This is a genomic window from Pseudomonas sp. ZT5P21 (assembly GCF_054897785.1).
The window spans coordinates 606,862-632,150 of the sequence record NZ_CM142705.1; the positions used below are offsets into that span (position 1 = coordinate 606,862).

At 61.1% G+C, this 25,289-nt stretch carries 24 protein-coding genes; 1 reads left to right on the forward strand and 23 read right to left on the reverse strand.

Annotation, left to right across the window (positions count from 1 at the left end; genetic code table 11):
- Nucleotides 1-255 precede the first annotated feature (255 nt).
- The 20 genes from ACYZT9_RS02845 to ACYZT9_RS02940 all read right to left on the reverse strand — a co-directional run bounded on the left by ACYZT9_RS02845 (nt 256) and on the right by ACYZT9_RS02940 (nt 18,616).
- Nucleotides 256-1,482 carry a beta-ketoacyl-ACP synthase gene (locus ACYZT9_RS02845; RefSeq protein ID WP_462008468.1) on the reverse strand — a complete coding sequence of 409 codons (1,227 nt, stop codon included), beginning with the start codon at nt 1,480-1,482 and terminating at the stop codon, nt 256-258.
- Nucleotides 1,482-2,210 (reverse strand): 3-oxoacyl-ACP reductase FabG, encoded by a 729-nt coding sequence (fabG, locus tag ACYZT9_RS02850; RefSeq protein ID WP_462008469.1) that lies wholly within the window; start codon nt 2,208-2,210, stop codon nt 1,482-1,484. Before fabG ends, ACYZT9_RS02845 begins: the two co-directional genes overlap by 1 nt.
- Nucleotides 2,207-2,668: a hotdog family protein gene (locus tag ACYZT9_RS02855; protein ID WP_462008470.1), complete on the reverse strand. Its 462-nt coding sequence runs from the start codon at nt 2,666-2,668 to the stop codon at nt 2,207-2,209. Before ACYZT9_RS02855 ends, fabG begins: the two co-directional genes overlap by 4 nt.
- Nucleotides 2,665-3,861: a beta-ketoacyl-[acyl-carrier-protein] synthase family protein gene (locus ACYZT9_RS02860; protein WP_462008471.1), complete on the reverse strand. Its 1,197-nt coding sequence runs from the start codon at nt 3,859-3,861 to the stop codon at nt 2,665-2,667. The genes ACYZT9_RS02855 and ACYZT9_RS02860 overlap by 4 nt, the downstream gene beginning before the upstream one ends.
- Nucleotides 3,858-4,463 carry a hypothetical protein gene (locus tag ACYZT9_RS02865; protein ID WP_462008472.1) on the reverse strand — a complete coding sequence of 202 codons (606 nt, stop codon included), beginning with the start codon at nt 4,461-4,463 and terminating at the stop codon, nt 3,858-3,860. Before ACYZT9_RS02865 ends, ACYZT9_RS02860 begins: the two co-directional genes overlap by 4 nt.
- On the reverse strand, nt 4,463-5,188 hold the full coding sequence (locus ACYZT9_RS02870) for a class I SAM-dependent methyltransferase (RefSeq protein ID WP_462008473.1): 726 nt from the start codon (nt 5,186-5,188) through the stop codon (nt 4,463-4,465). Before ACYZT9_RS02870 ends, ACYZT9_RS02865 begins: the two co-directional genes overlap by 1 nt.
- Nucleotides 5,185-6,432: an NAD(P)/FAD-dependent oxidoreductase gene (locus ACYZT9_RS02875; RefSeq protein ID WP_462008474.1), complete on the reverse strand. Its 1,248-nt coding sequence runs from the start codon at nt 6,430-6,432 to the stop codon at nt 5,185-5,187. Before ACYZT9_RS02875 ends, ACYZT9_RS02870 begins: the two co-directional genes overlap by 4 nt.
- On the reverse strand, nt 6,419-7,576 hold the full coding sequence (locus ACYZT9_RS02880) for a sodium:proton antiporter (RefSeq protein WP_462008475.1): 1,158 nt from the start codon (nt 7,574-7,576) through the stop codon (nt 6,419-6,421). Before ACYZT9_RS02880 ends, ACYZT9_RS02875 begins: the two co-directional genes overlap by 14 nt.
- A complete protein-coding gene (locus ACYZT9_RS02885; RefSeq protein WP_462008476.1) occupies nt 7,573-9,912 on the reverse strand; it encodes an MMPL family transporter in 2,340 nt (779 codons plus the stop codon). Before ACYZT9_RS02885 ends, ACYZT9_RS02880 begins: the two co-directional genes overlap by 4 nt.
- The gene (locus ACYZT9_RS02890; RefSeq protein WP_462008477.1) at nt 9,896-10,615 is read right to left on the reverse strand and encodes an outer membrane lipoprotein carrier protein LolA; all 720 of its coding nucleotides are present in this window, start codon (nt 10,613-10,615) and stop codon (nt 9,896-9,898) included. Before ACYZT9_RS02890 ends, ACYZT9_RS02885 begins: the two co-directional genes overlap by 17 nt.
- Nucleotides 10,612-11,037, reverse strand: a complete 426-nt coding sequence (locus ACYZT9_RS02895) for an acyl-CoA thioesterase (protein ID WP_462008478.1) — start codon at nt 11,035-11,037, stop codon at nt 10,612-10,614. Before ACYZT9_RS02895 ends, ACYZT9_RS02890 begins: the two co-directional genes overlap by 4 nt.
- Complete coding sequence (locus ACYZT9_RS02900) at nt 11,030-12,574, reverse strand: HAL/PAL/TAL family ammonia-lyase (RefSeq protein WP_462008479.1); 1,545 nt, start codon at nt 12,572-12,574, stop codon at nt 11,030-11,032. The genes ACYZT9_RS02895 and ACYZT9_RS02900 overlap by 8 nt, the downstream gene beginning before the upstream one ends.
- Nucleotides 12,555-13,502, reverse strand: a complete 948-nt coding sequence (locus tag ACYZT9_RS02905) for an LpxL/LpxP family acyltransferase (protein WP_462008480.1) — start codon at nt 13,500-13,502, stop codon at nt 12,555-12,557. Before ACYZT9_RS02905 ends, ACYZT9_RS02900 begins: the two co-directional genes overlap by 20 nt.
- Complete coding sequence (locus ACYZT9_RS02910; RefSeq protein ID WP_462008481.1) at nt 13,499-14,233, reverse strand: glycosyltransferase family 2 protein; 735 nt, start codon at nt 14,231-14,233, stop codon at nt 13,499-13,501. Before ACYZT9_RS02910 ends, ACYZT9_RS02905 begins: the two co-directional genes overlap by 4 nt.
- Nucleotides 14,234-14,364: 131 nt before the next feature.
- Nucleotides 14,365-16,047 (reverse strand): AMP-binding protein, encoded by a 1,683-nt coding sequence (locus tag ACYZT9_RS02915; RefSeq protein ID WP_462008482.1) that lies wholly within the window; start codon nt 16,045-16,047, stop codon nt 14,365-14,367.
- The gene (locus ACYZT9_RS02920; RefSeq protein ID WP_462008483.1) at nt 16,044-16,589 is read right to left on the reverse strand and encodes a COG4648 family protein; all 546 of its coding nucleotides are present in this window, start codon (nt 16,587-16,589) and stop codon (nt 16,044-16,046) included. The genes ACYZT9_RS02915 and ACYZT9_RS02920 overlap by 4 nt, the downstream gene beginning before the upstream one ends.
- Nucleotides 16,586-16,840, reverse strand: a complete 255-nt coding sequence (locus ACYZT9_RS02925) for an acyl carrier protein (protein ID WP_462008484.1) — start codon at nt 16,838-16,840, stop codon at nt 16,586-16,588. The genes ACYZT9_RS02920 and ACYZT9_RS02925 overlap by 4 nt, the downstream gene beginning before the upstream one ends.
- Before the next feature lie 9 nt (nt 16,841-16,849).
- Nucleotides 16,850-17,125: a phosphopantetheine-binding protein gene (locus ACYZT9_RS02930; protein WP_462008485.1), complete on the reverse strand. Its 276-nt coding sequence runs from the start codon at nt 17,123-17,125 to the stop codon at nt 16,850-16,852.
- Nucleotides 17,103-17,915 carry a lysophospholipid acyltransferase family protein gene (locus tag ACYZT9_RS02935; protein WP_462008486.1) on the reverse strand — a complete coding sequence of 271 codons (813 nt, stop codon included), beginning with the start codon at nt 17,913-17,915 and terminating at the stop codon, nt 17,103-17,105. The genes ACYZT9_RS02930 and ACYZT9_RS02935 overlap by 23 nt, the downstream gene beginning before the upstream one ends.
- Entirely contained in the window at nt 17,891-18,616 is a 726-nt protein-coding gene (locus ACYZT9_RS02940; RefSeq protein WP_462008487.1) for a beta-ketoacyl synthase chain length factor, read from the reverse strand. The genes ACYZT9_RS02935 and ACYZT9_RS02940 overlap by 25 nt, the downstream gene beginning before the upstream one ends.
- A gap of 355 nt (nt 18,617-18,971) precedes the next feature.
- On the opposite strand from ACYZT9_RS02940, the gene ACYZT9_RS02945 reads away from it, so the two are divergent.
- Nucleotides 18,972-19,742 (forward strand): ParA family protein, encoded by a 771-nt coding sequence (locus tag ACYZT9_RS02945; protein WP_462008488.1) that lies wholly within the window; start codon nt 18,972-18,974, stop codon nt 19,740-19,742.
- Nucleotides 19,743-19,870: 128 nt separating this feature from the next.
- On the opposite strand, the gene trxC is transcribed toward ACYZT9_RS02945, so the two are convergent.
- The 3 genes from trxC to mscK all read right to left on the reverse strand — a co-directional run bounded on the left by trxC (nt 19,871) and on the right by mscK (nt 25,266).
- Nucleotides 19,871-20,305, reverse strand: a complete 435-nt coding sequence (trxC, locus tag ACYZT9_RS02950) for a thioredoxin TrxC (RefSeq protein WP_462008489.1) — start codon at nt 20,303-20,305, stop codon at nt 19,871-19,873.
- 86 nt (nt 20,306-20,391) lie between these two features.
- Complete coding sequence (gene selO, locus ACYZT9_RS02955; protein ID WP_462008490.1) at nt 20,392-21,855, reverse strand: protein adenylyltransferase SelO; 1,464 nt, start codon at nt 21,853-21,855, stop codon at nt 20,392-20,394.
- A 48-nt stretch (nt 21,856-21,903) separates the two neighbouring features.
- Nucleotides 21,904-25,266: a mechanosensitive channel MscK gene (mscK, locus tag ACYZT9_RS02960; protein WP_462008491.1), complete on the reverse strand. Its 3,363-nt coding sequence runs from the start codon at nt 25,264-25,266 to the stop codon at nt 21,904-21,906.
- Nucleotides 25,267-25,289 lie beyond the last annotated feature (23 nt).

Genomic DNA, 25,289 nt, shown 5'->3' on the forward strand with positions numbered 1-25,289 from the left:
GCAACACTGCAAAACCCTGTGGGAGCGGGCTGACTCTGAGGACCTGGGTAATCAGCCATCGCAGAGCCAGACAGGAACGGGGCGATGCCAAACCGACCTGTTTGAGACAACGCTATTGTGGCGAGGGAGCTTGCTCCCGCTGAGTCGCGAAGCGGCCCCAAAAAAAGGACCGCTGCGCGGTCCAGCGGGAGCAAGCTCCCTCGCCACAGGTGACTCATCGCTCGCACTGTCCTCCATCCGACGAGCATTGCCTTGTTAAGACCAGCGCTTAAAAATCAGCGAAGTATTCACCCCCCCAAACGCAAAATTATTGTTCATCACATACTGATTACTCATCTTTCGGAACTCACCCCGCAAGTAATCAAGCTTGCCGCAATTCGGATCAACCTCATCAAGGTTGAAGGTGTGCGCGTACGTATCGCTGTTCATCATTTCAATGCTGAACCAGGATTCCAATGCACCGCAGGCGCCAAGGGTGTGGCCGAGGAAGCTTTTCTGCGAGCTGATCGGCATGTGTTCGCCGAACAGGCTGCTGGTCGCCAGTGTTTCGGCGATGTCACCCTGTTCGGTCGCGGTGCCGTGACCGTTGACGTAGCCGATGTCCGACGGCTGCAAACCGGCGTCTTCCAAGGCCAGTTCCATGGCCCTGCGCATGGTGGCCAGCTCCGGGCGCGTGGCGTGCTGACCGTCGGCGTTGCTGCCGAAGCCGACGAGTTCGGCGTGAATGTGCGCGCCGCGCGCCAGGGCGTGTTCGAGCTCTTCGAGCACCAGCATGCCGCCACCTTCACCGATCACCAGACCATCGCGGCCGCTGTCGTAGGGTCGTGGGGATGTCTGCGGGGCGTCGTTTTTCAGGCTGGTGGCGTAGAGCGCGTCGAAGACCATGGCTTCGGTGGGGCACAGTTCTTCGGCGCCGCCGGCGAGCATCAGTGGCAGACGCCCGAACTTGATCGATTCGTACGCATAACCGATGCCCTGACTGCCGCTGGTGCAAGCGCTGGAGGTCGGGATCAGCCGACCGGTGAGGCCGAAGAAAATGCTGATGTTCGCCGCCGTGGTGTGCGGCATCATGCGCACGTAGGAGTTGGCGTTCAGGCCTTCGGCCACGGAGTTGAGTAGCATGTTGCCGAACGCCTTGATCTCGTCGGTGCTGCCCGTGGAGGAGCCGCACGCGACGCCCATGCGTCCGTCCTTGATCGATTCGTCACCCAGCAAACCGGCATCGGCCAATGCCCGCTCTGCCGCGCCGACCGCCAGCCGCGACACCCGGCCCATGCTGCGCAATTGCTTGCGGGTCCAGTGGCTCGGCACCTTGAAGTCATCGATGGGACCTGCCAGGCGCGTGTTGAGTTCGGTAAAACGATCCCACTCGTCCATCCGGCGGATGCCGCTGCGATTGGCCGCGAAGTTGCCGGCGATGGTTTCCCAGTCGCTGCCCAGTGAGGTGATGCCGGCCATGCCGGTGACGACGACGCGCTTCATCAGCACAGGCCTCCGTTGACGGCCAGCACCTGCCGGGTGATGTACGACGCTTCCGCCGACATCAGGAAATTCACCGCGCCGGCCACCTCTTCAGGGGTGCCCATGCGTTGTGCAGGAATCATTTTCATCAGTTCTTCCACCGGCACGTTTTCGTCGAGCATGGCTGTGTCGATCAGGCCGGGTGCGACACAGTTGACGGTGATTTTGCGCTTGCCCAGTTCAATCGCCAACGCCTTCGCCGCGCCGATCAGACCGGCCTTGGAGGCACTGTAATTGACCTGCCCGCGATTGCCGATCAACCCCGAAACCGAGGTGATGCAAACAATTCGCCCGGCGGCGCGACGACGAATCATCGGCATCATCACCGGGTGCAGCACGTTGTAGAAACCGTCGAGGTTAGTGCGCATCACCACATCCCAATCATCCTCGCTCAGCGCCGGAAAAGCACCGTCGCGCGTCAGGCCGGCATTCAGTACCACGCCGTAATAGGCACCGTGGCTGTCCACGTCGGCTTCGAGAATGGCTTTGCAACTGGCGCGATCGGACACATCGAATTGCAGGACGCGCACATTGCGGCCAATCGCTTCGATCTCGGCTTTCACCGCGATAGCGTCAGCAAGGCCGCTGCGGCAATGCAGCACGATGTCATGCCCGGCCTGAGCCAGACGCAACGCAATAGCGCGGCCGATGCCACGGCTGGAACCGGTGACCAGTACGGATTCAGTCATGACTGGGCTCCTGGGGATTCATGAAGGTATTGAGCGGCCTGAGGCGGGCGAAACACGTTCAGGCGAGCGGTGGCGTGAATGCCGGGGGCGTTGATGTGGCATTCGAACACGCCCATGCCATTGTCGTCTTCCAGCGAGCGAATCCCGTGGATGGTCAGCTCGGTACCGGCGGGAAAATGTTCGACGTTGCATTCGAATTTACGCGTGCCCAGCAGGAAGCCCAGCTCCACCGCATCGCCCCGCTGGCGCGCGTGGCAACCGGCGTAGGCGGCTACACTCTGGGCCATCAGTTCGATACCGACCCACGCCGGCAGGCTGCCGTCAGGCCGGTTGAACAGACCATCGGGTTTGACGGTGAGGCGGGTGTGGATCTGCTCGTCATCGAACGCCAGGATCTGATCGATGAGGATCATGTCGCCGGCGTGCGGTATCAGTTCGGCGAGCGGCCAGTCAATCATGGGGCGTCTCCGATAATCAGGCTGACGTTATTGCCACCGAAGGCAAAGGAATTGCTCATCAGGTAGCGAGGTGCAATGGACGTCAGGCGGTCGGTCGGGGTCACCCAATTCAGGGCCGGCAGTTCGGGGTCGGGCTGGCCGTCCCAGACATGCGGCGGCAGCGCATGTTTTTGATTGTCAGCGCTCAGGCTCAACCAGCAGAACGCCGCTTCCAGTGCGCCGGCCGCACCGAGGGTGTGGCCGGTCATCGGTTTGGTCGACGAACAAGGTACACCGGAAGGGAACAGCGCCGTCACCGCCAGGCTTTCCATGGCGTCATTGTGTTGAGTGGCCGTGCCGTGCAGGTTCAGATAGGCGATTTGCTCGGGTTGCAGGTGCGCGCGGCTCAAGGCTTTGCGCATCGCTTGCAGGGCGCCACGGCCGGTCGGTTCCGGCGCGGAAATGTGGTGCGCATCGGAGCTGGCGCCACTGCCCAATAGAGCAATCGGTTGTGTGTCTCCAGCCACTTTAGTCATCAGGAACAGCACGGCAGCTTCGCCGATATTGATGCCGTCACGATTGACCGAGAAGGGATTGCAGCGCTGCTCGGAGACCGCTTCCAGCGCCGAGAATCCATTAAGGGTCAGCTTGCACAAACTGTCGACGCCGCCACACAGCACCGCGTCGCACAGGCCCAGATCCAGCAGGCGCTGGGCGCTCATCAGCGCCCGGGCGCTGGAGGTGCAGGCCGTGGAAATCACATAGGCCGGGCCGCTCAGTTGCAGCCAGTCGGCGAGAAAATTCGCCGGCGCGCCGAGTTCCTGTTGCTGATAGTCGTACTCGGCCGGGAACTGATGCTCGCGGATGTAATGGGCAAGGCCCTTACTGGCTTCGTCGATGCCGGAAGTGCTGGTGCCGAGGATCACGCCAATGCGGTCGCGGCCGTAAGTCTGGATCGCTTGATCGATGTCGTCGCGAATTTGCAGCGCCGCTTCCAGTAACAATTGGTTGTTACGGCTGCTCTGCTTCGCCAGTTTCGCCGGGATCGGCGCCAGTTCGCCATGCACCGCGGCCACCGGCAACGCGCGTTCCGGCACCCAGCCGGTCTCGCTGCGCATGCCGGAGCAATCGCCGGCAAACAGGTTGCGCGCGACTTCATGTTTGTCGCGACCCAGGGCGCAGATCACCCCGAGGGCGTTGAGGTAAGCGGTCATGGCGTCTCACCGGTCAGGGCCGTGACTAAATACTTCGGACCTTTAGGCAGGTTCAATTCAAAGCTCAACGGTTGTGAGTAACGGACTTCCCAGTGCGACGGCAGGGAACGTTGCGCGCCATGCTGCCAGGCATCGGGGTAGTTGCCGCGCAATTCATCCTTGGGCGTCAGTGCAAACAACAAGGCAGCGAACAACTCCCGTGCTTGCGGATTGGGCGGCAGCAGGCCGTCGGCCTGCCATTGGCCGTCGATCAGTTTCTGACGTGCCTGTGGAATGCCCAGCAAGTCCATCATCGACCAGCGAATGCCCGGGCCTTCACGCGCAATCACCAGCACCCAGTCCTGACGCTGGCCGTCCAGCAGACGCTGGATGTGCAGTTGCTGTGGTAACGGCAGGGTAGGGGATTGCTCGGGCAGTGGTGCCTGGCTGGCGCAGGCGCTCAGTAACAGGACCGCGCCGAGTAGCAAAAATCGCCATATGTGCGCTATCCCTGTGGGAGCGAGCTTGCTCGCGAATGCGGCGTTACATTCAACATTCATGTTGGTTGACCCACCGCTTTCGCGAGCAAGCTCGCTCCCACAGTTTTGATTTGCGCTAGACATCACACAGCACCTTCAAAAGGTTTGCGCGCCACCACATTGACCAGTGTTTCTTCCCGTTGGCCGAACGGTTTTGGCCGGCGCAGACCAAAACGTTCAAGCAGGCCGAAATCCTGGGAGCGACTCCACCACAAGTACGGATAAGACACGTTGTGCGGGCCGAACTCGAAACCCTGACGACGAATCATGTCGAGGTATTCGGCGGCGCTCTTTTGCACCTGCATCGGATGGCGGAACAACCAGCGAATCACCCAGGTATCAATGTAAGCCTCGGTGGATTCGGCGAACAGCAGATAACCGCCGGGTTTGAGCACACGGTAGAACTCGGCCAGTGCCTTCTCCTGTTCCACCAGATGGTGGAAGGTCTGGTGACAGAACAGCAGGTCGACACTGGCATCCGGCACGGCAAGCGTGGCGCAGTCGCTGCCGATCAATTCCACGTCCATACCTTGGCGCGCGGCTTCTTCACCGCTCAAATCGAGACTATGCGGGTCGGCGTCCAAACCGATCAGGCGCTGTGGCGCAAAGGTTTGTCGCAGGTACTGGAACGATTTGCCCTGCCCGCATCCGGCGTCCAGCAACACCGGGTTGCCTGGCAACGATTCGCTGAACAAGCTGCGCAAATCATTTATCGCGACGCGCAACACATGGTGCTGCCAGGTGTGGCTGCGCAGGAACCAGAAACCGAACCGGGTTTCTTCGACGTAATGTTCGCTCAGGTAGCTCAAGAGGCATCACTCGCGCAAATTTCCGAAAGCATGCGCAACCGGCGCTTGGCTTCACTGACGAACGGATTACGCTCGTCCCACGCATAACCGGCCAGGATCGAGCTGATCATGCGGCGAATATCCGCAGAGCCGCCCTCGTGATAAATCACGTCCTGGAAAGTCCCGGCGTACCAACCTTCGACATAGCAGCGGAAGGTGTCGACGCCGCGCTTGAGCGGTTCGGCGAACTCGGTTTGCCAGTCGACACTTTCCCCTTGCAACTGTCGGTGCAAAACCCCGGCGGCCATGCTCGCCGAACGCATGGCGATGGTCACGCCGGAGGAGAACACCGGGTCGAGGAATTCCGCCGCGTTGCCCAGCAGCGCAAAGCCGGGACCGTGCAACGTTTTGACGTTGGCCGAATACCCGCCGATGGTGCGCGCCGGCGTATCCCACACGGCGTTGTCGAGCACGCCGGCCAAGCTTGGCGTTTCGGCAATAAAGCCGCGCAGGCAGTCGTCCAGATTCTCGGTGCGACCCTGGAAATGTTCCGCCGCCGCGACCACGCCCACCGAGCAACGCCCGTTGCTGAACGGGATGGTCCAGAACCAGACATCGCGTTGGCTCGGATGAGTGGTGATGAGGATTTTCGTGCGGTCGAACGTCGAGTGGTCGATATGGTCTTCGACGTGGGTGAACACGGCCTGACGCACCGGGAAATTCGACGGCGCCTCAAGGTCGAGCAAGCGCGGCAAAACGCGGCCGTAGCCGCTGGCATCGAGCATGAAATCAGCCTCGATGCTGTACTGGCTGCCGTCCTCGCGTTGTACGCCGAGCAGCGGTTTTGACCGCTCGATGTTGACACTGAAGATGGCTTCCCCGTGACGGATTTCCACGCCTTGCAGCGCAGCCTGGTCTGCCAGCAGTTTGTCGAAGTCGGCGCGCAGGACTTGAAAGGTGGTCGGCTTGCCCTTGCTGAAGGTGTCGCCGAAATCGAAGGCGCTGTATCGCTCGCCCCAGGCGAACGCCGCACCGGTTTTCAGCTGGAAACCGGCCGCGTTCACCGCCTCGAGCATGCCGGCTTCTTCAACAAAATCCAGGCAGTGCGATAGCAGGCTTTCGCCGATGGAGAAACGGGGAAAATGCTGACGTTCGATCACCACAACGTCATGGCCTTTGCGTTTGAGCAACGCGGCGGCAATGGCGCCCGAAGGACCGGCGCCGATGATCACGACCTGACGACGTTCCATTTCAACGGTTGGCATGGGGGCTCCTTGCCGGGACGGCAGCTAGAGGGATTCGGTGCATGCCGACCAATGCCGGCAGCAATGTCGCGATCAGGCCCATCAGCATCAGCGCAAAGTACAGCGGCGGGCTGATCAGTTGTTGTTGCAGCAGCAGGTTGAGAAAGACGATCTCACTCAAGCCGCGAATATTCAGCAGCACACTTTCGCGCCAGCGGCTGGCGCCTGCAAACGAAGCGCCGGCCCAGCCAAGCCCCCACCAGTTGCCCAGCAGTTTGCTGGCAATCGGCAACAGCAACAGCGCGGCCAGTTGCAGCCAACTCAGGCTGTCCATGGCGCTGTGGACGTTGATTTGCACGATGCCGAACGTGAGGATCAGCGGGATCGCGATCCAGGTCTGCAAGCGATTCATCCAGAGCGCCGGCACCGGCAACACCAGTGGCACCTTGAGCGCGGCCATGCACAGCAGATAGCCGACGCCCATAATGAGTGCATTGAGTTTGTAGTGCTCGGCCACCACCAGCAGCGCGAAAAAACATCCGCTGTACAGCCGTGGCTGGCGCAAGCCGAGTACCCGCAACAGCAAGGGCACGCACGCGCAGGCCAAGGGCAGTAGTAAACTGCTCAGGTGCAGGCTGCCTTGGGCGATGGCGAACAGCGTCCAGCAGGTGAGGTCGATCAGGATCGCAGTCTGCACCAGTCGCCGGGTGGCGGTGGTCGGGTAACCGATATGCCGCAAATACAAATACAACACCGGGATTGCGGTGATGGCGAACAGCAGACCGACCGCCAGCGAACTGATCCACGGCTGTGGCGGCAGCAACCAGATGGCGGTGGCCAGGCCGCAGGCAAACGGCACGCAGAAACTCGGCAGGGCGATTTTCAGGCTCTGGCGGTCGAGTCGCAGATCGATCACGTCGCTGAGGATGTAGCCCAGCAACAGCGCGAAACTCAGGCTGTAGAGGTTTTTCAGCCAGATCGGCGCCACCAGCGTCGCGCCGCTCAATTGCCATTGGGGTTCGATCCAGAAATACATCAGCAACGGCAGTCCGATCGTGGCCAGCAACAATTGGCTGACGATCGGAATCAGGCCGAAATGACGACCGACACGCGTGGCCACGGCGAACAACGCCAGGGCCATGACCCAGAACAGAACCACCATCATGTTGCCGACTCCGCGACCGCAGTCGCATGTACTTGCCGCCCAGCCCATGGCGCCAGCAGGAAGCTGAACGCCAGGCCCAGGCTTACCGACAAACCAAAATTACTCACGGCCGGCGTGCTGGACACCGCCAGCAAGCCGAACGACAGCCAAGTAGTCAGTGCCGCCAGCAAGGTGCCCAGCAGGCTCACGGCGGCACCGCCGACCTGTTCGCGCATGAGGATGGCGTAGTCGACGCTGATCGCTGTCACCAGCAGCAGGCCGAACAGGCTGAACAACGTCAGCGGCTGCCCGAGCCAGCCGAGACTGGCGAGGCTGCACAACGCCGCCAGCAGCGGCAGCGCGACGATGCGCAACGCGCCGCCGAAGCCGAACGGCAAGATCAGCACCAGCACGATCAACACGCAGGAGGCGAGTTTCAATTCGGCGGCGCTGATCTGCGTCTCGGCAAACACCTTGTTCAATTCACCCAGGCGATCCACCAACTCCACGCCTGGCAAGTCCAGCGCCTGAACCCGCAGCAGCGCAGGGTTGTTCAGGCCTTGCAGGCTGACCATCGCCGCTACGCCGTCATCGGTCGGGCCCAGCCACAGGGCGCGATAGGGTTCGGCCAACGGGCCGATCAACGCGCTGTCGATGTCTTCAACAGGCAACGCTTGCAGCTTCGTCAGCTCGGCTTTCAGCGCTTCAAGCGGCACGCCAACATCGAGCAGCGGTTGCCAGAATGGCGGCAGCTTGTTCAGCGCTTCGCGCACTTGGTGTTGCTCGCTGGGACGGCTGACCAGTTGATTGAGCGACAGATAGCCCTGGAGTTTGCCCAGATTGACCAATTGATCCAGCCGCTCGCTCAACGCGGTTTGGCGTTCGAGCAGTTCTTGCTGATTGGCGGCCCGCACCAGGAAGAACTGGCTGGTGGGTTGGTAACCGGTGATGCGCGCAATGGTCCGGGCTTCGTCCGTCAATTGCTGCGGTGCGCCGACCCATTGGCGAATATCGTTCTTGGTATCGAGCTGCAACAGACCGCCGACGCAGAAGGCAATCAGCAGCGCCAGCAGCACCGGCGTTTTCGCGATCTTGAGCAGCGCTTCACGACGATCCAGCAAATACTCGGATACCCGCAGCGGCCATTGCGCCGGGCGCAAATCCGCCCCCTTGAGCAGCGCGGGCAACAGGCACACCGCTGACAGGTAAGCGCCGAGCAGGCCGGCAGCGGAGAACACGGCGATCTGGGTCAGGGCCGGGAACGGCGTCCAGGCCAGTGCGAGGTACCCGATGCAACTGGTGATCAGGCTCAGCGTCAGCCCCGGTAAAGTCAGGCGCAACGCCGGCCAGGCGTGCCAGGGTTTCAGGCTCCAGCTCTTGGACAAATAGTGCAGCGGATAATCGACCGCGACGCCGATCAGACTGGAGCCAAGCACCAGCGTCATCACATGCATATGGCCGAAAAGCGCCACACACGCCACCGCGCCGAACAGCATGCCCACCAGTACCGGGACGAACGCCAGCAACACGCGCCAGCGGCGGAAGGCCAGCAACAACAGCAACAGAATGCCGACGGTGGCACCTCCGCCGACCCAGGTCATTTCCCGGGTGGCTTGTTGTTGACCGGCTGCTGCGTAGAGCAAACCGCTGGCGGCCAGCAGTTGCACGTCGGTCTGAGCCGCTTCTTCGCGGCTTTGCTTGAGCAGATCGGCCACGTGCAGCGGCAGGTTCATGTCGAACGCATTGCCGCTGGTGCGAGCCCGCAGCAACACCCAGCTCTTGCCGTCGGCATCGGCGACCAGCGCACCACTGCCGGTGTCCAGTTGCACCGAACCGTGTTGCGGCTGGCTGTTCTGGATGCGCCCGGTCAGCCCCAGCCAGTCATCCTGGCTCGGCACCAGGCTGAAACCGGTGAACGGGTCGAACAGCGCCTGCACCCGTTGCTGGATAAAGGCGTCGGGGTGCTCGATCAGTTGCTGCCGATCCGTTGCCGACAGCATCGCCAGGCGACCTTGCAGCAACTGCGTACGCAACGACGGCAAGTCGGCTTGCAGGGTCCACTGGACCTTTTCGAACAAACCGCTGGCCTGCCATTGCTCGCCCAGCTTCTGTGCCATGGCGACGGCGTGCTGACGATCCGTGTGACCGACCAGCACCAGCATTTCGCGGTTCAGCGGTTCTTGCATGCGTTGTTCGGCGCGCAGTTCCAGCGCGTCCGGCGCCGTACCCGGCACCAGTTCCATCAGGTTGGCCGACAGCGGTGCGCCGTCACGCCATTGCCAACCGGCGAGCACAAGCACCGCCAGCAGCAGGATCAGAAACAGGCGGGGAAGCGTGCGTTCACTCGGCAAAGTCATGTTGCTCCGCGTCGCTCAACGGTTGGGCGCTGGTGCTGTCCTGCATACGCAACAAGGTGCTGTCGCCTTGGGTTTCCAGTAACTCGATGCTATGCACCAGTTCACCGCCGGTGATGTTGATCTGGTTGAACACCTGCTTGAGCAGCAGCGAGCGCGGAATCAGGGTCAGTGTCCAGTTCTGCGCATCGCCGCTCAGGGACAGTTCGAAGTCCCGTTGCAGCGCGCTGCTGTCACCTTGGAGCACGGCGAGGAACAAGCGGTTCTGCTCGGCACCGGCACTCTTGCTCGGCAATGTCTGCCAACCGTTGGCGTCACGCCGGGCAATGCCCTTGGCGGTGATGCGGTAATCCTGTTGCAGCGGAGTTTTCAGCAGCCAGAGCAGGCCGTGGTTTTTAGCGAGGACGAAGGTGCCCTTGCTGGTCAACGGCTGGGGCAGGGCGCGCAGGTGTTTTTCCTGGATGAAATTGCCGTGGATCACATCGGGTTTGGCCAGTTGATCACTGAGTTGTTGCAGATCGAAGGCGTTGGCCAGCCCTGGAATGCCCAGCAACACGCAGAACACTGTAGGAGCGAGCTTGCTCGCGAAAAACCTGAGAGCGCCGCGGGGTGTCAGGTGCCCAGCGTCATCGTTAACGACCATCGTCGGAACGCCGCCCGGAGACAAGCCCGCTCCCACAGGGGAGCGGCGGTGGCAGAAAATCATGGCAGGGCCCTCTCTACGGCGTCGGTGAAGATTTTGGGTGAGGCCAACTGCATTTCGCGGCTGCTCATGTCGACGGCCACCTGCACTGAACTGGCCCGGGTCAAACGTTCACCGGTTTCCAGATCGCTGATCAGGTAGTTGATCTTCAGACGGTTCTCCCACTCCACCAGGTTCGCCCGCACGTTCAGCTTCTGACCAAATACCGCGCCGCGCACGTAGCGCAATTGCAGGTCGATCACCGGCCAGGCGTAACCGGACTCGACCATGGCGGTGTAGTTATGGCCGATCCTGTCCAGCAACGCGCAACGGGCGATTTCCAGGTATTTGACGTAATGGCCGTGCCAGACGACGTTCATGGTGTCGACGTCAAAGAACGGCACGAGGATTTCCGTATCGGTGTGAAGCACTCCCTTGCTACGCATGCAGCCTCCAGTGTTGCTCGGCAATCCGTTTCAGGCACAAGCGCAATTCGCCTTCCAGCGCGCGGTCTTCGATGACTGGCGGGAAGTCCTTGGCCAGCTCTTCGTGCATGGCGGCGAGGGCCGGTGGCAGCGGGCGCGCGTCTTCGGCCTTGCTGCGCAACCAAACGCCCTGGTTGGCGGCAAGCAGGGTAGCGGCGGCGACCTGTTCGGTCAGCTCCAGCACGCGAATCGCATCGCGGGCGGCGATGGTGCCCATGCTCACTTTGTCCTGGTTGTGGCATTCGGTGGAGCGCGAGAACACGCTGGCCGGCATGGTGTTTTTCAGCGCTTCGGCGGTCCAGGCGCTGGTGCCGATCTGCACGGCTTTGAAGCCGTGATTGAGCATCGCGCGCTCCGTAGTGGCGCCGGACAAGTTGCTCGGCAAACCATGGTTGTAACGCTCGTCTACCAGCAACGCGAGTTGGCGGTCGAGCAGGTCGGCCACGTTGGCCACCAGGTTTTTCAGGCTGTCCATGGCAAACGCGATATGGCCGCCGTAGAAGTGCCCGCCGTGCAGCACGCGTTCGGCTTCGGCGTCGATGATCGGGTTGTCGTTTGCGCTGTTGAGCTCGATCTCGATGAACGAACGCAGCCAGTTCAGGCTGTCGGCCAATACGCCAAGCACATGGGGCGCGCAACGCAGGGAATAGCGGTCCTGCAGGCGATGCAGCGGCGCGGTCGGCGCGTCGATCGCCAGATCCTTGCGCAGCCACGCGGCGACTTGCATCTGCCCCGGATGCGGTTTGGCGGCGAACAGGCGTTCGTCGAAGTGCTCCGGATTGCCTTGCAGCGCGACCACGTTCAGCGCGGTGATGCGCGTGGCCAGTTGCAGCAGGTAATCGGCGCGGGCGTAGGCCAAACAGGCGAGGCCGGTCATCACGGCGGTGCCGTTCATCAGGGCCAACGCTTCCTTCGGGCGCAGAACCAGCGGCTCCCAACCGAGTTCGCGATGCACGTCCGCGGCTTGACGGCGTTCGCCACGGAACATCACTTCGCGCTCGCCGGACAAGGTCGCGGCGACATAGGACAGCGGCGTCAGATCACCGCTGGCGCCCACCGAACCCTCTTCCGGGATCAGCGGCAGGATGTCGTGTTCGAGGAACGCTTGCAGGCGCTCCAGCAGTTCCACGCGCACCCCGGACACGCCGTGGCACAGCGACTGCAAGCGCGCCGCGAGCACCGCGCGGGTGGCTTGGGCGTCGAGCAGTTTGCCCAACCCGCAGCCGTGGAACGTGTACAGATGACGGGGCAACGCCTCGACATGATGCAACGGCACCGCGACCACGCAGGAATCGCCGTAACCGGTGGTCACGCCATAAATCACGCCTTCCTTGTCCAGTAGCGAATCGAGGAATCGCGCACCCTTGGCGATACGCTCGCGGTACGCAGGGTCGCCCTGCAACTGCATGGGCACCTGACGGTTGGCCAGGGCCAGCACGTCTTCGATGCGCAAAGGGAGTTCGCCGAAGGTTACCGGCTCAAGCGTTGGCGTCGTCATCGGTCTTCCAGAAAGGGTAAAAGTTGAACCATTGTTGAGGCGCTTCCAGGCAATAGTGACCCAGGCGCTGGGCGTAGCGGGTCGCCCACTGATGAATGACCTGTTCGCGGTCGCTGCGCTTCCAGGTGATCGCGTCGGCAAACGGTTCGAGGGTCAGCCGATAATCGCCGTCGGGTTTCTTCAGGCACAGCAGCAGGTTGACCGGGCATTTCAGCAGACCTGCCAGCAGCCACGGACCTTGCGGGAATTTCGCCGGATGACCAAGGAAATCCACCGTCACGCTGCGCCCGCCGTGCAACGGCACGCGATCTCCGGCAATCGCCAGCCACTCGCCGCGCTCTAGGCGTTCGTGCAGTTGCAGCATGATCACCGGGTCGAGTTCGCTGACCTGGATCAGCCGCAGATTGGTCGCGCCGGCTTCGCCCAGCAAACGGTTGAACTGCTCGGCGTGCTTGGTGTGCACCAGCACATTCATCGTGACCTTTTCGCCGATTTCCGCCAACGCACGGCACACTTCGAGATTGCCCAAATGGGCGCCCACCAGCAATTGCCCGCGGCTGCCACGCAGCTGATTGCGCAGCAGCGCCGGGTCGATGATTTCGATCTGCTCGATGCTCAGTTTGCCGTTCCACACGTCGAGCTTGTCGAGCATCGAGTCGGCGAAGGCCATGAACTGGCCGAATACGCGCCAGTGGGTCGGGCGCAATTCGTCGCGACCGCTCCAGTCGGTGAGGCGTTGCTGGTATTGCCAGGCGCTGTGGCGGGCACTGCGACCGAACAGGAAAAAGTACAGCACGATGCCGTACAACAGCGGGCTCAACAGTCGGCGGCCGAGTACCTTGGCGCCGAACGCGGTGAGCTTCATCAGCCAGAAACTGCCACGCTCCTGGCGGTCGGCCCAATGCTCTTTGTCTGCGTTGCTGCTCATGCTCGCCACCGTCGCCAGAGGATCACCGGCGCCCGCAGCAGCATGCCGAGGAACAACCGCGTGTGCATGCTCGAAATCAGCACGTTGTCGTGAAACATACGGAAATGCGAGACACCGTCCAGCGGGTAATGCACCTTGGTGGGCAACCACTGCATCGGTTGATTGCGCCAGGCCAGGCGCACCAGAATGTCCGAGTCGAAGTCCATGCGCTTGCCGATCTTCGCCGCGTCGATCAGCGCCAGGGTCGGCGGCAATGGATAGACGCGAAAGCCGCACATGGAATCGCGAATCTGCAGCGACAGGGTGTTGATCCAGACCATCACGTGTGTCAGGTAACGGGCGTACAGGCGACCTTTCGGCACGCTCGCATCGTATTGCGGATAACCGCAGATCACCGCGTGCGGATGGGCGCGTGATTGTTTGATGAAGGTCGCGACGTCTTGCAGGTCGTGCTGACCGTCCGCATCTACCTGCAAGGCGTGGCTGAAGCCCAGACGCGAGGCTTCGCGCAGGCCGGTCATGACCGCGCCGCCCTTGCCCTGATTGGCGGCGAGGCGGATCAGGTAAACCATCTCGCGCCGGGCCAGTTGATCCAGCACCTTTGCGCAAGACTGATCGCTGGCATCGTCCACCAGAATGCACGGCAGGCCGTGGGCGATCAGTGCATCGACCACGGTGGTGATGGCGGCTTCGTGGTTGTAGACGGGGACGATGGCGCAGGGTTTATGCATGTCGGCGTACACCTGAGAATCCGAGGTGCCTGCATCGCGAGCAAGCTCGCTCCCACATTGGATGTGCGAACGACGCGACTCCCCTGTGGGAGCGGGCTTGCTCGCGAATGAGTGCGCAGCACTCACCAAACTTACTCATCACCCGAAGCCTCCAGCAAAATCCGCCCGCTGGAGCAGGTGGCGGTCTCGTTGCGATAGGCGAAGTACAGCTTGCCGCGTACCGGATCGAAGCGCAGGTGCAACTGGACTTCATCGCCCGGGCGCACCAGTTGCTGGAATTTCAGCACTTCCATGCCGGCGAATTTTTCCGGCAGGTTCATCAATTGCTGACCAAGGTGCAGAGCCCACTTCACTTGCACCACGCCGGGCAAAACCGGCGCCTGGGGGAAGTGGCCGCTGAAGTAAGCGAGGTCCGGTGGTATCGCCAGTTGCAGGCTCCACTCGCCATTGGCTTCGATGCGTTCAAGGATTTGCGGCGTTTTCGGGCGCGGCGCCAGCAGCAAGGCTTCCACGTCGGCCTGGGGCAGTTTGCCTTGAGTGTTGAGCGGCATTTGTCGCAGCAGGCGCCAGCGTCGTGGCAGGGCGAGGGCTTCGCAATGTTGGCTGAGGTGTTGGCGCAGTTCCTGGGTGAGGGTGCGTCGACCCTGATTGCGCAAGGCATGCAAACCCGATTCGCTGAGAACCAGCAACGCACCCAGCGAGGCGCGATTTTCCTGAACCACGCCGAGGCGCGCGTCGCAAACCCATTCGTGGGCCATTAGCGCCTGCTCCAGCATCGGCAGCGAGATGCGTTTTTCTTCCAGCTTGACGATCCGGTCCAGCCGACCGAGCAATTCGAAGCGGCCGTCGGCGGCGATTCGCGCAGCGTCCGCGGTGTGTTCGATGTGACCGGGCGGCAGATACGGCGATGCAATGAGCAACGCTCCGTCACTGTCCTGGCTCAATTCGACGTCGGCAAAGGCTTGCCAGAGATCGTTGCCCTGACGCCAGGCGATGCCACCGGTTTCCGAACTGCCGAGGATTTCCGTCGGCCACTGTTGCAGCCGTTGCTGCAGGCTTAGCGCCGCCTCGGCCGGCAACGCACCGCCCGAGGAAAACACCCGGCGAACCGCGCTCAGCGCCGGCCAGTCGAGATTGTCGCCCATGCGCTTGAGCAGTGCCGGGCTGGCGACCCAGGCGAAGGCCGGGTGTTCGCGGCTGGCGCGTTGCAAATCTTCCGGAAAAGCCAGTTGCTTGCGCACGAACGGGCGACCGGCACACAGCGGCCACAACACCCGAAACAGCAACCCGTAGATGTGCTGGGTGGCGACGCTGCCAATAAGGCACGCCTCGCCCAGATCGGCACCCCAGAGCTGCTCCAGCGCTTCGACTTCATTGGCCAGTTGACGCAGGGTTTTGTCGATGCGCTTGGGTTCGCCACTGGAACCGGAGGTGCACAGGCTCAGCGTGCAGCGATCCGGATCCAGCGCGTCGGCACTTAGCGGCACATGACGATAGTCGCTCAGATGTGCATCATCGGCCTGATCCGTCAGCCATAGATCAACTTCGCTCGACCAGCGCTGGCGCGTTTGAGGTTGCAGATCGGCCGGCAGCAGCACGCCGACCCCGGCACGCCAGGCGCCGAGCAGAGCAATCGCCAGGTCGGCGGCGTCTTCGAGGTGCACGGCGATACGCCGCACACCCTGCGATTGCAGGCCGGCGGCCAGGCTCAGGGCCTGTTCGCACAGTTGTGCGTGATTCAGCACCGGCCCGGCCGTCACGGCGCGTTCCGGTTGAGCCTTGAGCAACTGTTGCTCAAGTTTTATCCAATTCATGGGTGGCCTCGTACCCGTTGTCGTATGAGCCATTCAATGGCAAACATCAGGCCGATCAATCCATAGGAGATCAGGCCGGTGTACAACATCCACCAACTCAGCGGCGCCCAGAGGGTCAGGGCGGCGGCGCACAAACCGTTGCAGAGAAAAAACACACACCAGGCAATGGTGACCTGGCGGGTATAGCGAATCGCCTTGGCCGGCAAGCGTGGCTCACGCAGGCGGGCCAGGCGTTCGATCATGGGCGGGCCATATTTCAGGCTTAGCCCGAACAGTACCAGCATGAAGCCGCTGATCAGCACGGGATACCAGCGCAGCATGGCGGGGCTGTCGAACAGGGCGAGCAACAGGCAAAACACGATGGCGACGGTGGCCATCCACAGACTTCCTGGCCGGCGCAAGCCCGTCAGCGCTCGCGCCAGCCACAGGCTGCCCAACAGCAGACCGAACTGCCACGGGGCAAAATGTTCCATGCCGAAATACACCGCGAAGGGGTACAGCAGGCCCGCCAGCAGCAGGCCGAGGCCGATCACTCGGCTCATGCGGCCGGTTGAACCAGACGGTAGACCGCCTCGACGACGTCGCTGACGGTACGCACCGATTTGAATTCTTCGGCGGCGATTTTCTTGCCGGTCTGACGTTTGATGTGGTCGATCAGGTCGACCGCGTCAATGCTGTCGATTTCCAGGTCCTGGTACAGGTTGGAGTTGAGGCTCACACGTTTGGGGTCCAGCTCGAAGAGTTCGACCAAGGCATCGCGCAAGGTATTGAAAATGTCGTCACGAGTTTGCATGGTCCGGTCTCAAGCTGCCTGTTTTGCAGTGACGAACGCCGCAAGGCTCGCCACGTTGCTGAAGTGATTACGGTTGTCCTTGGCGTCGGCGTCGATTTTGATGCCGTACTTTTTCTGGATCGCCAGGCCGAGCTCCAGAGCGTCGACGGAGTCCAGGCCCAGGCCTTCGCCGAACAGCGTCTGGTCGTCGCCAATGTCCTGGGCACTGATGTCTTCAAGGCCCAGGGCATCGATGATCAGTTCTTTGATTTCGTGCTTGAGACTAAGAGTGTGCAGATCGCTCATCTTCGGCGAGCTCCTTAATAAAGTAGTGATGCAGGCAATCATTGAGCTTGCGCGAGGCTTGAGGCGCAGGCCCTTGCGCGGCAAAGGTCTGTGGGTCTATATCGGCCCCGACCCGAAAACTGAAGTGCACGCGCCGTTTGGGGATCCGGTACCAGGGTTCGGCCTTGGTCAATGTGGTCGGGCTGACCTTGATGATCACCGGGGTGAGGATTTTCGCACCACGCAGTGCGATCGACGCTGCACCCCGATGAAAGGAGGGGGCTGCGCCTGGCTGGGTGCGGGTGCCCTCGGGAAAAATGATCAGGGTCTGGCCGCTTTTCAGCGCGTCGGCAGCGGCGTCGAGCATGTCCATGCTGCCGTCGTTGCTGATGTATTCGGTGCGGCGTAATGGGCCACGGGTGAAGGGGTTCTCCCAGAGGCTGCTTTTAACCACGCAGTTGGAATGGCGCACCAAACCGATCAGAAACACCACGTCAATCAGCGACGGATGATTGGCGATGATCATCTGCCCCGGCCGGCCGAGTTTTTCCGCGCCTTGGATGTCGTAGGTCAGCACCCCGGTGCGGGCCATGAAGCGGACGAAAAACCAGAAACAGCGACTGACGGTTTGCCGCGCCCGAAGTCGGTGTTTTTGCGCATTGCCCGGCAGGCAGCCGAGCAGCGGGAAAACCAACAGGCGCAGGCAGAGTCCGCCCAGTCCGAAGAGGGTGAAGCTTGCGGCGGTGGCCAGCAAACGCCAGTAATAGGCGTCGCGGTTTTTTTCGGTTACAGGTTGCGTTGCCAGGTCCATACGCGATTTTTCCAGGCATGTTGGCAGGTGATCTGCTGGCCGAGCAGGGTACGCAAGAGATTCAGGGCATGGGGCCAGTGGGCTTTTGACAACTCATCCGAAGTGCTGTTCAAGGACAGCTGCCAGTCGCGGCCGGGCGTCAGCAGCAAACCCACCGCGTAAGGGAATGGCACATCATTGATCCAGGCCGAATAGGCCTCGGGTGGCTGTTCTTCGGTCACCACCAGCAGGACCGCGGGAGCCCCTTCGGCAAGCAGTGCCGCAGCCTCTAGCATGCCGTGCTCAAGGCCGTCGCCGGCCGCAGCCAGGGCGGTCATTTCGCTGGTTTCGCCGCGCATGATCGACCACAGACCGATGACGGCGTTATGCACAGACAGGCTGAATTGAGTCGGCGACAGTGGCTGATCAGCAGCCAGATCGCTGAGGATATCGAAGGTGCGCGGGGTTTCGCCGTGGCGTGAAATAAAGACCAGCGGTAGGTCAGGGCGACCATCGGCCAGCGGCCAGCCGACACTGAACGCCATCCGCGCAAGACGGCTGAGCCGCCGCCGCTGCATGGCCGGCAGAAATGAGACGTCGGGGGCGGCATCGCTGCTCAGGAGCGCGACCGGTTGTCGGCTCCAGGCCTGCCAATCGTCCACGCTTTCGAGCCCAGGGGCCCACGCGCGCCATTGGGCGATGTTGAAATTGATCACAGGCATTCATCCCGCCCCTGCGGGCTTTCTTGACGCGGCGAGTCGAAATAGACAGCGGTCACCTGACGTGACGCTGAGCGCCGAGTGGCGCGCATTATCCCGGTGCGGCGAGCGCGTAGCAAATGCTGGTTACATTTTGTCCAGCGAAATGTACCGATGGGTTCGTGACTGGATATCGTTTGGCCATTATCCACGTCGAGTCGCGTATGTCTGTCGGCTCCAGGAGCATTTTTCTGGACGAGTTTGCGGCTTTTTCAGTGAGCGTTCGTACCCGACCGTGTAGTCCGTGTGCCGGCGAGGTAGCTAAGCGACGCCGTGGACTACTACACTCGGTCATTCTTTGATACACGGAGGTTTTGACATGCGGCGCGTGGTATTCAATCAGAAAGGCGGCGTAGGCAAATCCAGCATCGCCTGCAATTTGGCGGCGGTTAGTGCCAGCGAGGGCTATCGCACCCTCTTGGTGGATCTCGACGCTCAGGCCAATTCTACCCAGTACCTCACCGGGCTTACCGGTAATGCCATTCCGATGGGCATTGCCGACTTCTTCAAGCAAACGCTGTCTTCGGGCCCGTTTTCGAAGAAAAATCAGGTCGATATCTACGAAACCCCTTTCGATAACCTACATCTCATCACCGCCACCGCCGAGCTGGCCGACTTGCAGCCCAAACTAGAGGCCAAACACAAGATCAACAAGTTGCGCAAACTGCTCGACGAGCTGGCTGAAGATTACGACCGGATCTACCTCGATACCCCGCCAGCGTTAAATTTCTATGCGGTTTCGGCCTTGATTGCCGCCGATCGGGTGTTGATTCCCTTCGATTGCGACAGCTTCTCGCGCCAAGCGCTCTACGGCCTGCTGGCGGAAATCGAAGAGTTGAAGGAAGACCACAACGAAGGCCTGGAGGTGGAGGGCATTGTCGTCAACCAGTTCCAGGCTCGCGCCAGCCTGCCTCAGCAAATCCTCGACGAATTGATCGCCGAAGGTCTGCCGGTATTGCCGGTGTACCTGGGCACCTCGGTGCGCATGCGCGAATCGCACCAGGCCAATACACCGCTGATCCATCTTGATCCACGGCACAAACTGACCCAGCAGTTCGTCGAGTTGCATAACCTGCTCGAAAACGCCTGAATACCAATGTGGGAGCGGCGGTGCGACGATTCGACTTGATCGCGAATGCGGTGTGACAGTCAATGTTGATGTCGACTGAAACTCCGCATTCGCGAGCAAGCCCGCTCCCACAGTGATTGGCGGTGTTCTTAAATCCCCTGGCTACGCAACCAGCTCATCAACTGCGGTAACGGAAACGCCCCGCTCTGTCGCGCCACTTCCCGGCCGTTCTTGAACAGTATCAGACTTGGAATCGAGCGAATCCCCAACTGCGCCGACAACTGCTGATTAGCCTCGCTGTCCAGCTTGGCCAGCCGACACTTGCCCGCCAATTGCCCCGCAGCCTGTTCGAACACCGGCGCAAACGACTTGCACGGCCCGCACCAGTCCGCCCATACGTCCACCAGCAACGGCAGATCGCCCTTGATTTGACTGGGGTAGTCACCTTGTTTCAACTCGAAAGGCTTGCTCAGCAAGACCTCGGCTTTGCATCGACCGCATTTTGGACGGTCGTTGAGGCGCTCGGCAGGAATGCGGTTGAGGCCGTTGCAATGGGCGCAGGGGATCAGGAGTGGGTCGGACATAATTGGACTCTGAACAAATGGGCAATCCATGACACTGATCTGGAGTCAAAGTCAGTGGTTATCAAGGTGACATTCTGCAGGCATACTCAAGACGAACAACTGATCTCCAAATGCTTGCCCCACTCCGGCGGCCGCTCGGCATAGCTCTCCATCCCCGGCTGCTTCTCGAACGGCTTGCTCAGCACCGCATGCAGCCGGCGAACCTCTGAATAGTCGCCGCTTTGCGCTGCATCGATGGCTTTCTGCGCCAGGTAGTTGCGCAGGATGTAGAGCGGATTGACCGCGTGCATCCGTTGGCGCCGCTGTTCCTGGTCGGCCTCGCTTTCGCGAGCAACCCGGGCGACATAACGCTCGGCCCAGGCATCGAAGCCTTTGATGTCGACGAAGTCGTCGCGCAATCGGGCAACGGCCACTTCCGGGGATTCATCGCCAAGGCGGCGGAAAAAAAGGCTGTAGTCGACGCCGCTGTTCTGCATCAGTTGCAGCAGCTGTTCCAGCAGTTTCTGGTCATCATCTTCAGCAGTGGTAAAGCCGAGGCGGCGGCGCATCAGGTCCAGGTAATGAGCCTGGAACAGCGGCAGGTACAGACCCAGGATTTCGCGCAGGGCCTCGACGCTGATGAACGGCGTCAGGGCCTGGGCTAGGGCGCTGAGGTTCCACTGGCCGATCGGCACCTGGTTACTAAAGGAATAGCGGCCCTGGTCATCGGAGTGGTTGCAGATGAAGTTGGCATCGAAGTCATCGAGGAAGGCGAACGGGCCGAAATCGAAGGTGATGCCGAGGATCGACATGTTGTCGGTGTTCATCACGCCGTGGCAGAAGCCATAAGCCTGCCATTTGGCGATCAGTTCGGCATTGCGCTCGACGATTTCGCGGAACATCGCCAGATAGGGTTCGGGCTGTTCGAGGCATTCGGGGAAGTGCATGGTCAGTACGTGATCGCCGAGTTCTTTCTGCTGCTCGGGGCGTTTGGTGTAGTAGAAATACTCGAAATGCCCGAAGCGCACATGGCTTGGCGCCAGGCGCAGGAGCATGGCTGCGCGTTCCTGTTTTTCGCGCCACACCGGCGTATCGGAGCCGATCACGCACAACGCGCGAGTGGTCGGGATGTTCAGCGCATGTAACGCTTCGGAGGCGAGAAACTCGCGGATCGAGGACCGCAGCACTGCGCGTCCATCGCCCATGCGCGAGAAAGGCGTCTGGCCAGCACCTTTGAGGTGCAGGTCCCAATGCTCGCCCGCCTCATTGTAGACCTCGCCCAGCAACAGGCCGCGACCATCGCCCAACTGTGGGTTGTAGGAACCGAACTGATGACCGGAATAGACCATCGCCCGCGGAACCGCATCGGCCCAGAGCTTGTGGCCGCTGAACAGCTCGGCGAACTCCGGAGTTTCGGCCACGGTCGGCTCAAGGTCGAGCAACGCCAAGGCGGCAGGGCTCACGACGACGAGGCGCGGATTGTCGATGGGTTCGGGCAGCACGTGGGCGGAAAACGTATCGCCCAGGCGATCGAAGCGATTATCGAAGGTCAGTTCGTCGAGGGCTTTCACCGGCCATCTCCAGCAGAATGTCTGAGCATTCTGCTGGGGATAGTGCGGTTAGTCGAGTTTGGCGGATGGCGGCGCTTGCGGTGGTTTGCCATCAACCAGTGGCACGATGGTTTTGGTTTTGGTTTTGGTTTCGGACTCGACGGGCACTATTTTGTATTCCTCGCCGTGAAGGTTCTTGAGGTAAACCTCCATCTGCCGGAACGAGATGTTGATGTGCTGCTTCTTGAACTCGCGGTTGATGAAGCGGTTGACCTCATCGAGCACTGGGTTGCGGTCGCCGAGGTCGCGCACGTGCATGCGCAACTCGTGGTCGAGGGTGCTTTCCCCGAAGTTCAGGAAGTAAACGAGTGGCTCGGGTTCCTTGAGCACCCGAGGGTTCTCGCGCGCGGCTTTCAGCAGCAGTTCTTTCACCAGGTCCAGGTCCGAGCCGTAATCGACCCCGAGTTTGAGCGTCACCCGGGTAATGGTGTCGGTCAGTGACCAGTTGATCAGCTGGCCGGTGATGAAGGTCTTGTTCGGGACGATGATGTCCTTGCGGTCGAAATCGGTGATGGTCGTGGCGCGGATGCGGATCTTGCTTACCGTGCCCGACAGGTTGCCGATGGTGATGGTGTCGCCGATCCGCACCGGGCGTTCGAACAGAATCATGATGCCTGAGATGAAGTTCGCGAAAATCTCCTGCATGCCGAAACCGAGACCGACCGAGAGCGCTGCGACCAGCCATTGCAACTTGTCCCAGCTCACCCCGAGGGTCGACAGGGTCGAGACGAAACCGACGCCTGCGATTACGTAGGACAGCAGCGTGGTGGTGGCGTACGCACTGCCCTGGGCCAGATTCAGCTTCGACAACACCAACACTTCCAGCAAGCCAGGCAAGTTGCGCGCGAGGGCAAAGGTGATGCCGATGATGATCAGCGCCCCGAGCATGTCGCCGATGCTGATCGGCACCATGCTCATGTTGGCGCCGGTGCCGCTGGTGTATTCGTAGAGGGTGATGTTGTCGAGGTACGAGAATACCGAAATCAGATCAGACCAGACCCAGTACAGCGCGGCAATGAAGCCGCCGAGCAGCGCCAGACGAATCAGGCGCAGGGACTGTTCGTTGACCTTCTCGATGTCCAGCGTCGGCTCTTCGATCACTGCCTCGCCGTCGCCGGCCTCTTTCGCGGCCTGACGTTTGGCCAGGGCTCGCTGATACGCCAGACGACGCGCCGCCACACTGAGGCCGCGTACGAAGGTGGCTTCGATCACCAGCCAGAACATCAGCAGGTAAAGGGTGTTGATCAACCGATCGCTGAGTTTCAGCGCGGTGTAGTAGTAGCCGAAGCAGACTGCCACGAACAACGCGACGGGCAGGATGGTGAACATGATCCCGACCGCTTTGCGGAACAGTGAAGCATTTTCGTGCGTCGGGCTGCTGATCAGCAATCGGCTCAGCAGCCAGGCCATCAAGGCGTAGCAGATCAGTACGACCGGCATGCCCAAAACGTCTTCGGCCAGCGCCGCCGGTTGCAGCTCGGCAACCGCCACCACCGCGACCAGCGCCATGACCACCAGTCCAAGTCGACGGACCCAGCCTTGCAGAAACTCGACCTGGGGTTTTTGCCAGCGGAAATGCAGTTCGGCCACGCCGCCCGGCGCGAGGATCCGATAGGCGGTGTAGAACACCAGCCAGGCCTGAGCCATTTGCAGCAACGCCGAGCCCATGTTGGCGTTTTGGCCGCGAGCGTCGATTTGCAAAGCCAGGCCGCACAAGGCCAGGCCCAGCGCAACTGGCATCGCCAACAGAATATTGATCAGGATTGCCTGCGGCGTGTGCAACTGGCTGTCACGCTTGAAGTGGCCGATGTCCTGGTGAACCTTGTTCAGTCGGGCATACAGGCTTTTGCGCCGCCACAGCAGGGCGCCGATCAGCAATACCAGCGGCAGAAACAGCAGCGGTCGCTGAGTCAGGCCGTCAATCAATTCGCTCACACTCGACTTCAGGGGCAGGGAAGCCACTTGGCGTTGCAAACGCTCCGGCGCGCCGCGCATCCATTCCGGATCGAGTGGTTTGTTGCTCGGAATCCAGAACATCTGCTCGTCGAGCGTCGCCCGCAGGCTTTGCGCGGTGCTGAGCAGTTGCTTTTGATTGAGTTGCAGGGTGATGGATTCGTTGAGCACCGCGCTCAGTTCGCGGTTCAGGCGTTCCAACAGGTCGGCGCGGGTGGTCGCGATTTCCAGCAGGTTCTTGCGCAGTTGCGGGGTGACTTGCTCGGGAGGCTGAGTCGACAGCAGGTTGTCGACGTAAGTTGTCGGGTTACTGAGCAATTCCCGTTGTTGGCTGACTTCAAACTGATACAGGCGAATGTCGGCGATCTGGTCCGCCAGGTCGCGGTCGAGCTGGAGACGCGGCAGCGCCTGTTTCTGTTTGTAGAGAATCTTCGAGAGCAGCAAGCTGCCCTTGAGCACGTTGATCTGCTCGTCGAGCGCTGAATCGCTCTGGGTCACGTTGTCGAGCTGCTGCTTGGTCTGCAGGTTTTGTTGGGTGACGACGTTCCGGCGGTCGGTGGTTTTGAGCAGATAATCGGAAAGCTTTAGATTCGCCGCGCTTTCGGTGGCCAATAGCGCGCTGCTGCCGGATTTCTGCGCCTCGATGGATTGTTGCGTCACCGTTTCCTGAGACTGGGCCAGACGCTTCTGGTTGATCAGGGTTTGCAGCTCCTGGATTTCCCGGTCCAGACGGTCGGTTTTTTCTGTCAGCAAGTCATGCTGGCTGTTGCCCAGGTCTTGCAGTTGGCTGTTGCCGGCTAGTTCCTGGCGACGCAGCGGGATCAGCGCGTTCAGTGCCGCCAGCTCGGCGTTGAGCAGGTCACGCTGTTCGCCGCTCAGGGTCTTGCCGTTGTCCTTGCCGAGCTTGAGTACGTTGTTGATTTGTTGGATGCGCGTCTGGCTGGTGGAAATTTCCGCCTGGGCGCGCTCGGGGCGGGTCTGAGCGGTAATGACTAGGCTGTTCGCCTCCGCGAGGGCTTTTTGCAGATCGCTTTGCTGGGTCGAGCGTTCGGTCAGCAGTTGCTCAAGCTGCTGAATCGACTCCTTGGCATAACGTTGCGCCACCGGGATGGTGCTGGTGCCTTTCAGGCGAGTCAGTTCGCGCTGGTTCTCGATGTTCTGCTTGGGTGCAGTAGCGAGTTGCTGCTTGAGATCGGCCAGCTTCTGCTCGTAGTCACGCTGGTTGTTGAGCTGTGTCAACGTGTTTTGCAGCAGGGTCTGCAGGGCTTTCTGATCGGCTTCCGGCAGTTTGCGCTCGGCGATCTTGTCCAGGTTTGCCTGCACGGCTTCGCTGGACGGCGGTTCGGCCGCTTTCAGACTACTGACAGAGAGACTCAAGCCCAGCAGGGCCATGATGAAAAAGGTGCGCAGAGATGACATAGAGACCGATCGAAAACGAGACG

Coding starts and splice junctions, on each gene's coding strand:
- ACYZT9_RS02855 (WP_462008470.1), bottom strand. CDS start 2,668: ATGATTGACTGGCCGCTCGCCGAACTGATACCGCACGCCGGCGACATG.
- trxC (WP_462008489.1), bottom strand. CDS start 20,305: ATGTCCGACCCACTCCTGATCCCCTGCGCCCATTGCAACGGCCTCAAC.
- ACYZT9_RS02860 (WP_462008471.1), bottom strand. CDS start 3,861: ATGACCGCTTACCTCAACGCCCTCGGGGTGATCTGCGCCCTGGGTCGC.
- ACYZT9_RS02940 (WP_462008487.1), bottom strand. CDS start 18,616: ATGCCTGTGATCAATTTCAACATCGCCCAATGGCGCGCGTGGGCCCCT.
- ACYZT9_RS02935 (WP_462008486.1), bottom strand. CDS start 17,915: ATGGACCTGGCAACGCAACCTGTAACCGAAAAAAACCGCGACGCCTAT.
- fabG (WP_462008469.1), bottom strand. CDS start 2,210: ATGACTGAATCCGTACTGGTCACCGGTTCCAGCCGTGGCATCGGCCGC.
- ACYZT9_RS02930 (WP_462008485.1), bottom strand. CDS start 17,125: ATGAGCGATCTGCACACTCTTAGTCTCAAGCACGAAATCAAAGAACTG.
- ACYZT9_RS02945 (WP_462008488.1), top strand. CDS start 18,972: ATGCGGCGCGTGGTATTCAATCAGAAAGGCGGCGTAGGCAAATCCAGC.
- ACYZT9_RS02845 (WP_462008468.1), bottom strand. CDS start 1,482: ATGAAGCGCGTCGTCGTCACCGGCATGGCCGGCATCACCTCACTGGGC.
- ACYZT9_RS02890 (WP_462008477.1), bottom strand. CDS start 10,615: ATGATTTTCTGCCACCGCCGCTCCCCTGTGGGAGCGGGCTTGTCTCCG.
- ACYZT9_RS02915 (WP_462008482.1), bottom strand. CDS start 16,047: ATGAATTGGATAAAACTTGAGCAACAGTTGCTCAAGGCTCAACCGGAA.
- ACYZT9_RS02875 (WP_462008474.1), bottom strand. CDS start 6,432: ATGCCAACCGTTGAAATGGAACGTCGTCAGGTCGTGATCATCGGCGCC.
- ACYZT9_RS02880 (WP_462008475.1), bottom strand. CDS start 7,576: ATGATGGTGGTTCTGTTCTGGGTCATGGCCCTGGCGTTGTTCGCCGTG.
- ACYZT9_RS02925 (WP_462008484.1), bottom strand. CDS start 16,840: ATGCAAACTCGTGACGACATTTTCAATACCTTGCGCGATGCCTTGGTC.
- ACYZT9_RS02865 (WP_462008472.1), bottom strand. CDS start 4,463: ATGTCTAGCGCAAATCAAAACTGTGGGAGCGAGCTTGCTCGCGAAAGC.
- mscK (WP_462008491.1), bottom strand. CDS start 25,266: ATGTCATCTCTGCGCACCTTTTTCATCATGGCCCTGCTGGGCTTGAGT.
- ACYZT9_RS02900 (WP_462008479.1), bottom strand. CDS start 12,574: ATGACGACGCCAACGCTTGAGCCGGTAACCTTCGGCGAACTCCCTTTG.
- ACYZT9_RS02885 (WP_462008476.1), bottom strand. CDS start 9,912: ATGACTTTGCCGAGTGAACGCACGCTTCCCCGCCTGTTTCTGATCCTG.
- ACYZT9_RS02920 (WP_462008483.1), bottom strand. CDS start 16,589: ATGAGCCGAGTGATCGGCCTCGGCCTGCTGCTGGCGGGCCTGCTGTAC.
- ACYZT9_RS02895 (WP_462008478.1), bottom strand. CDS start 11,037: ATGCGTAGCAAGGGAGTGCTTCACACCGATACGGAAATCCTCGTGCCG.
- ACYZT9_RS02910 (WP_462008481.1), bottom strand. CDS start 14,233: ATGCATAAACCCTGCGCCATCGTCCCCGTCTACAACCACGAAGCCGCC.
- ACYZT9_RS02905 (WP_462008480.1), bottom strand. CDS start 13,502: ATGAGCAGCAACGCAGACAAAGAGCATTGGGCCGACCGCCAGGAGCGT.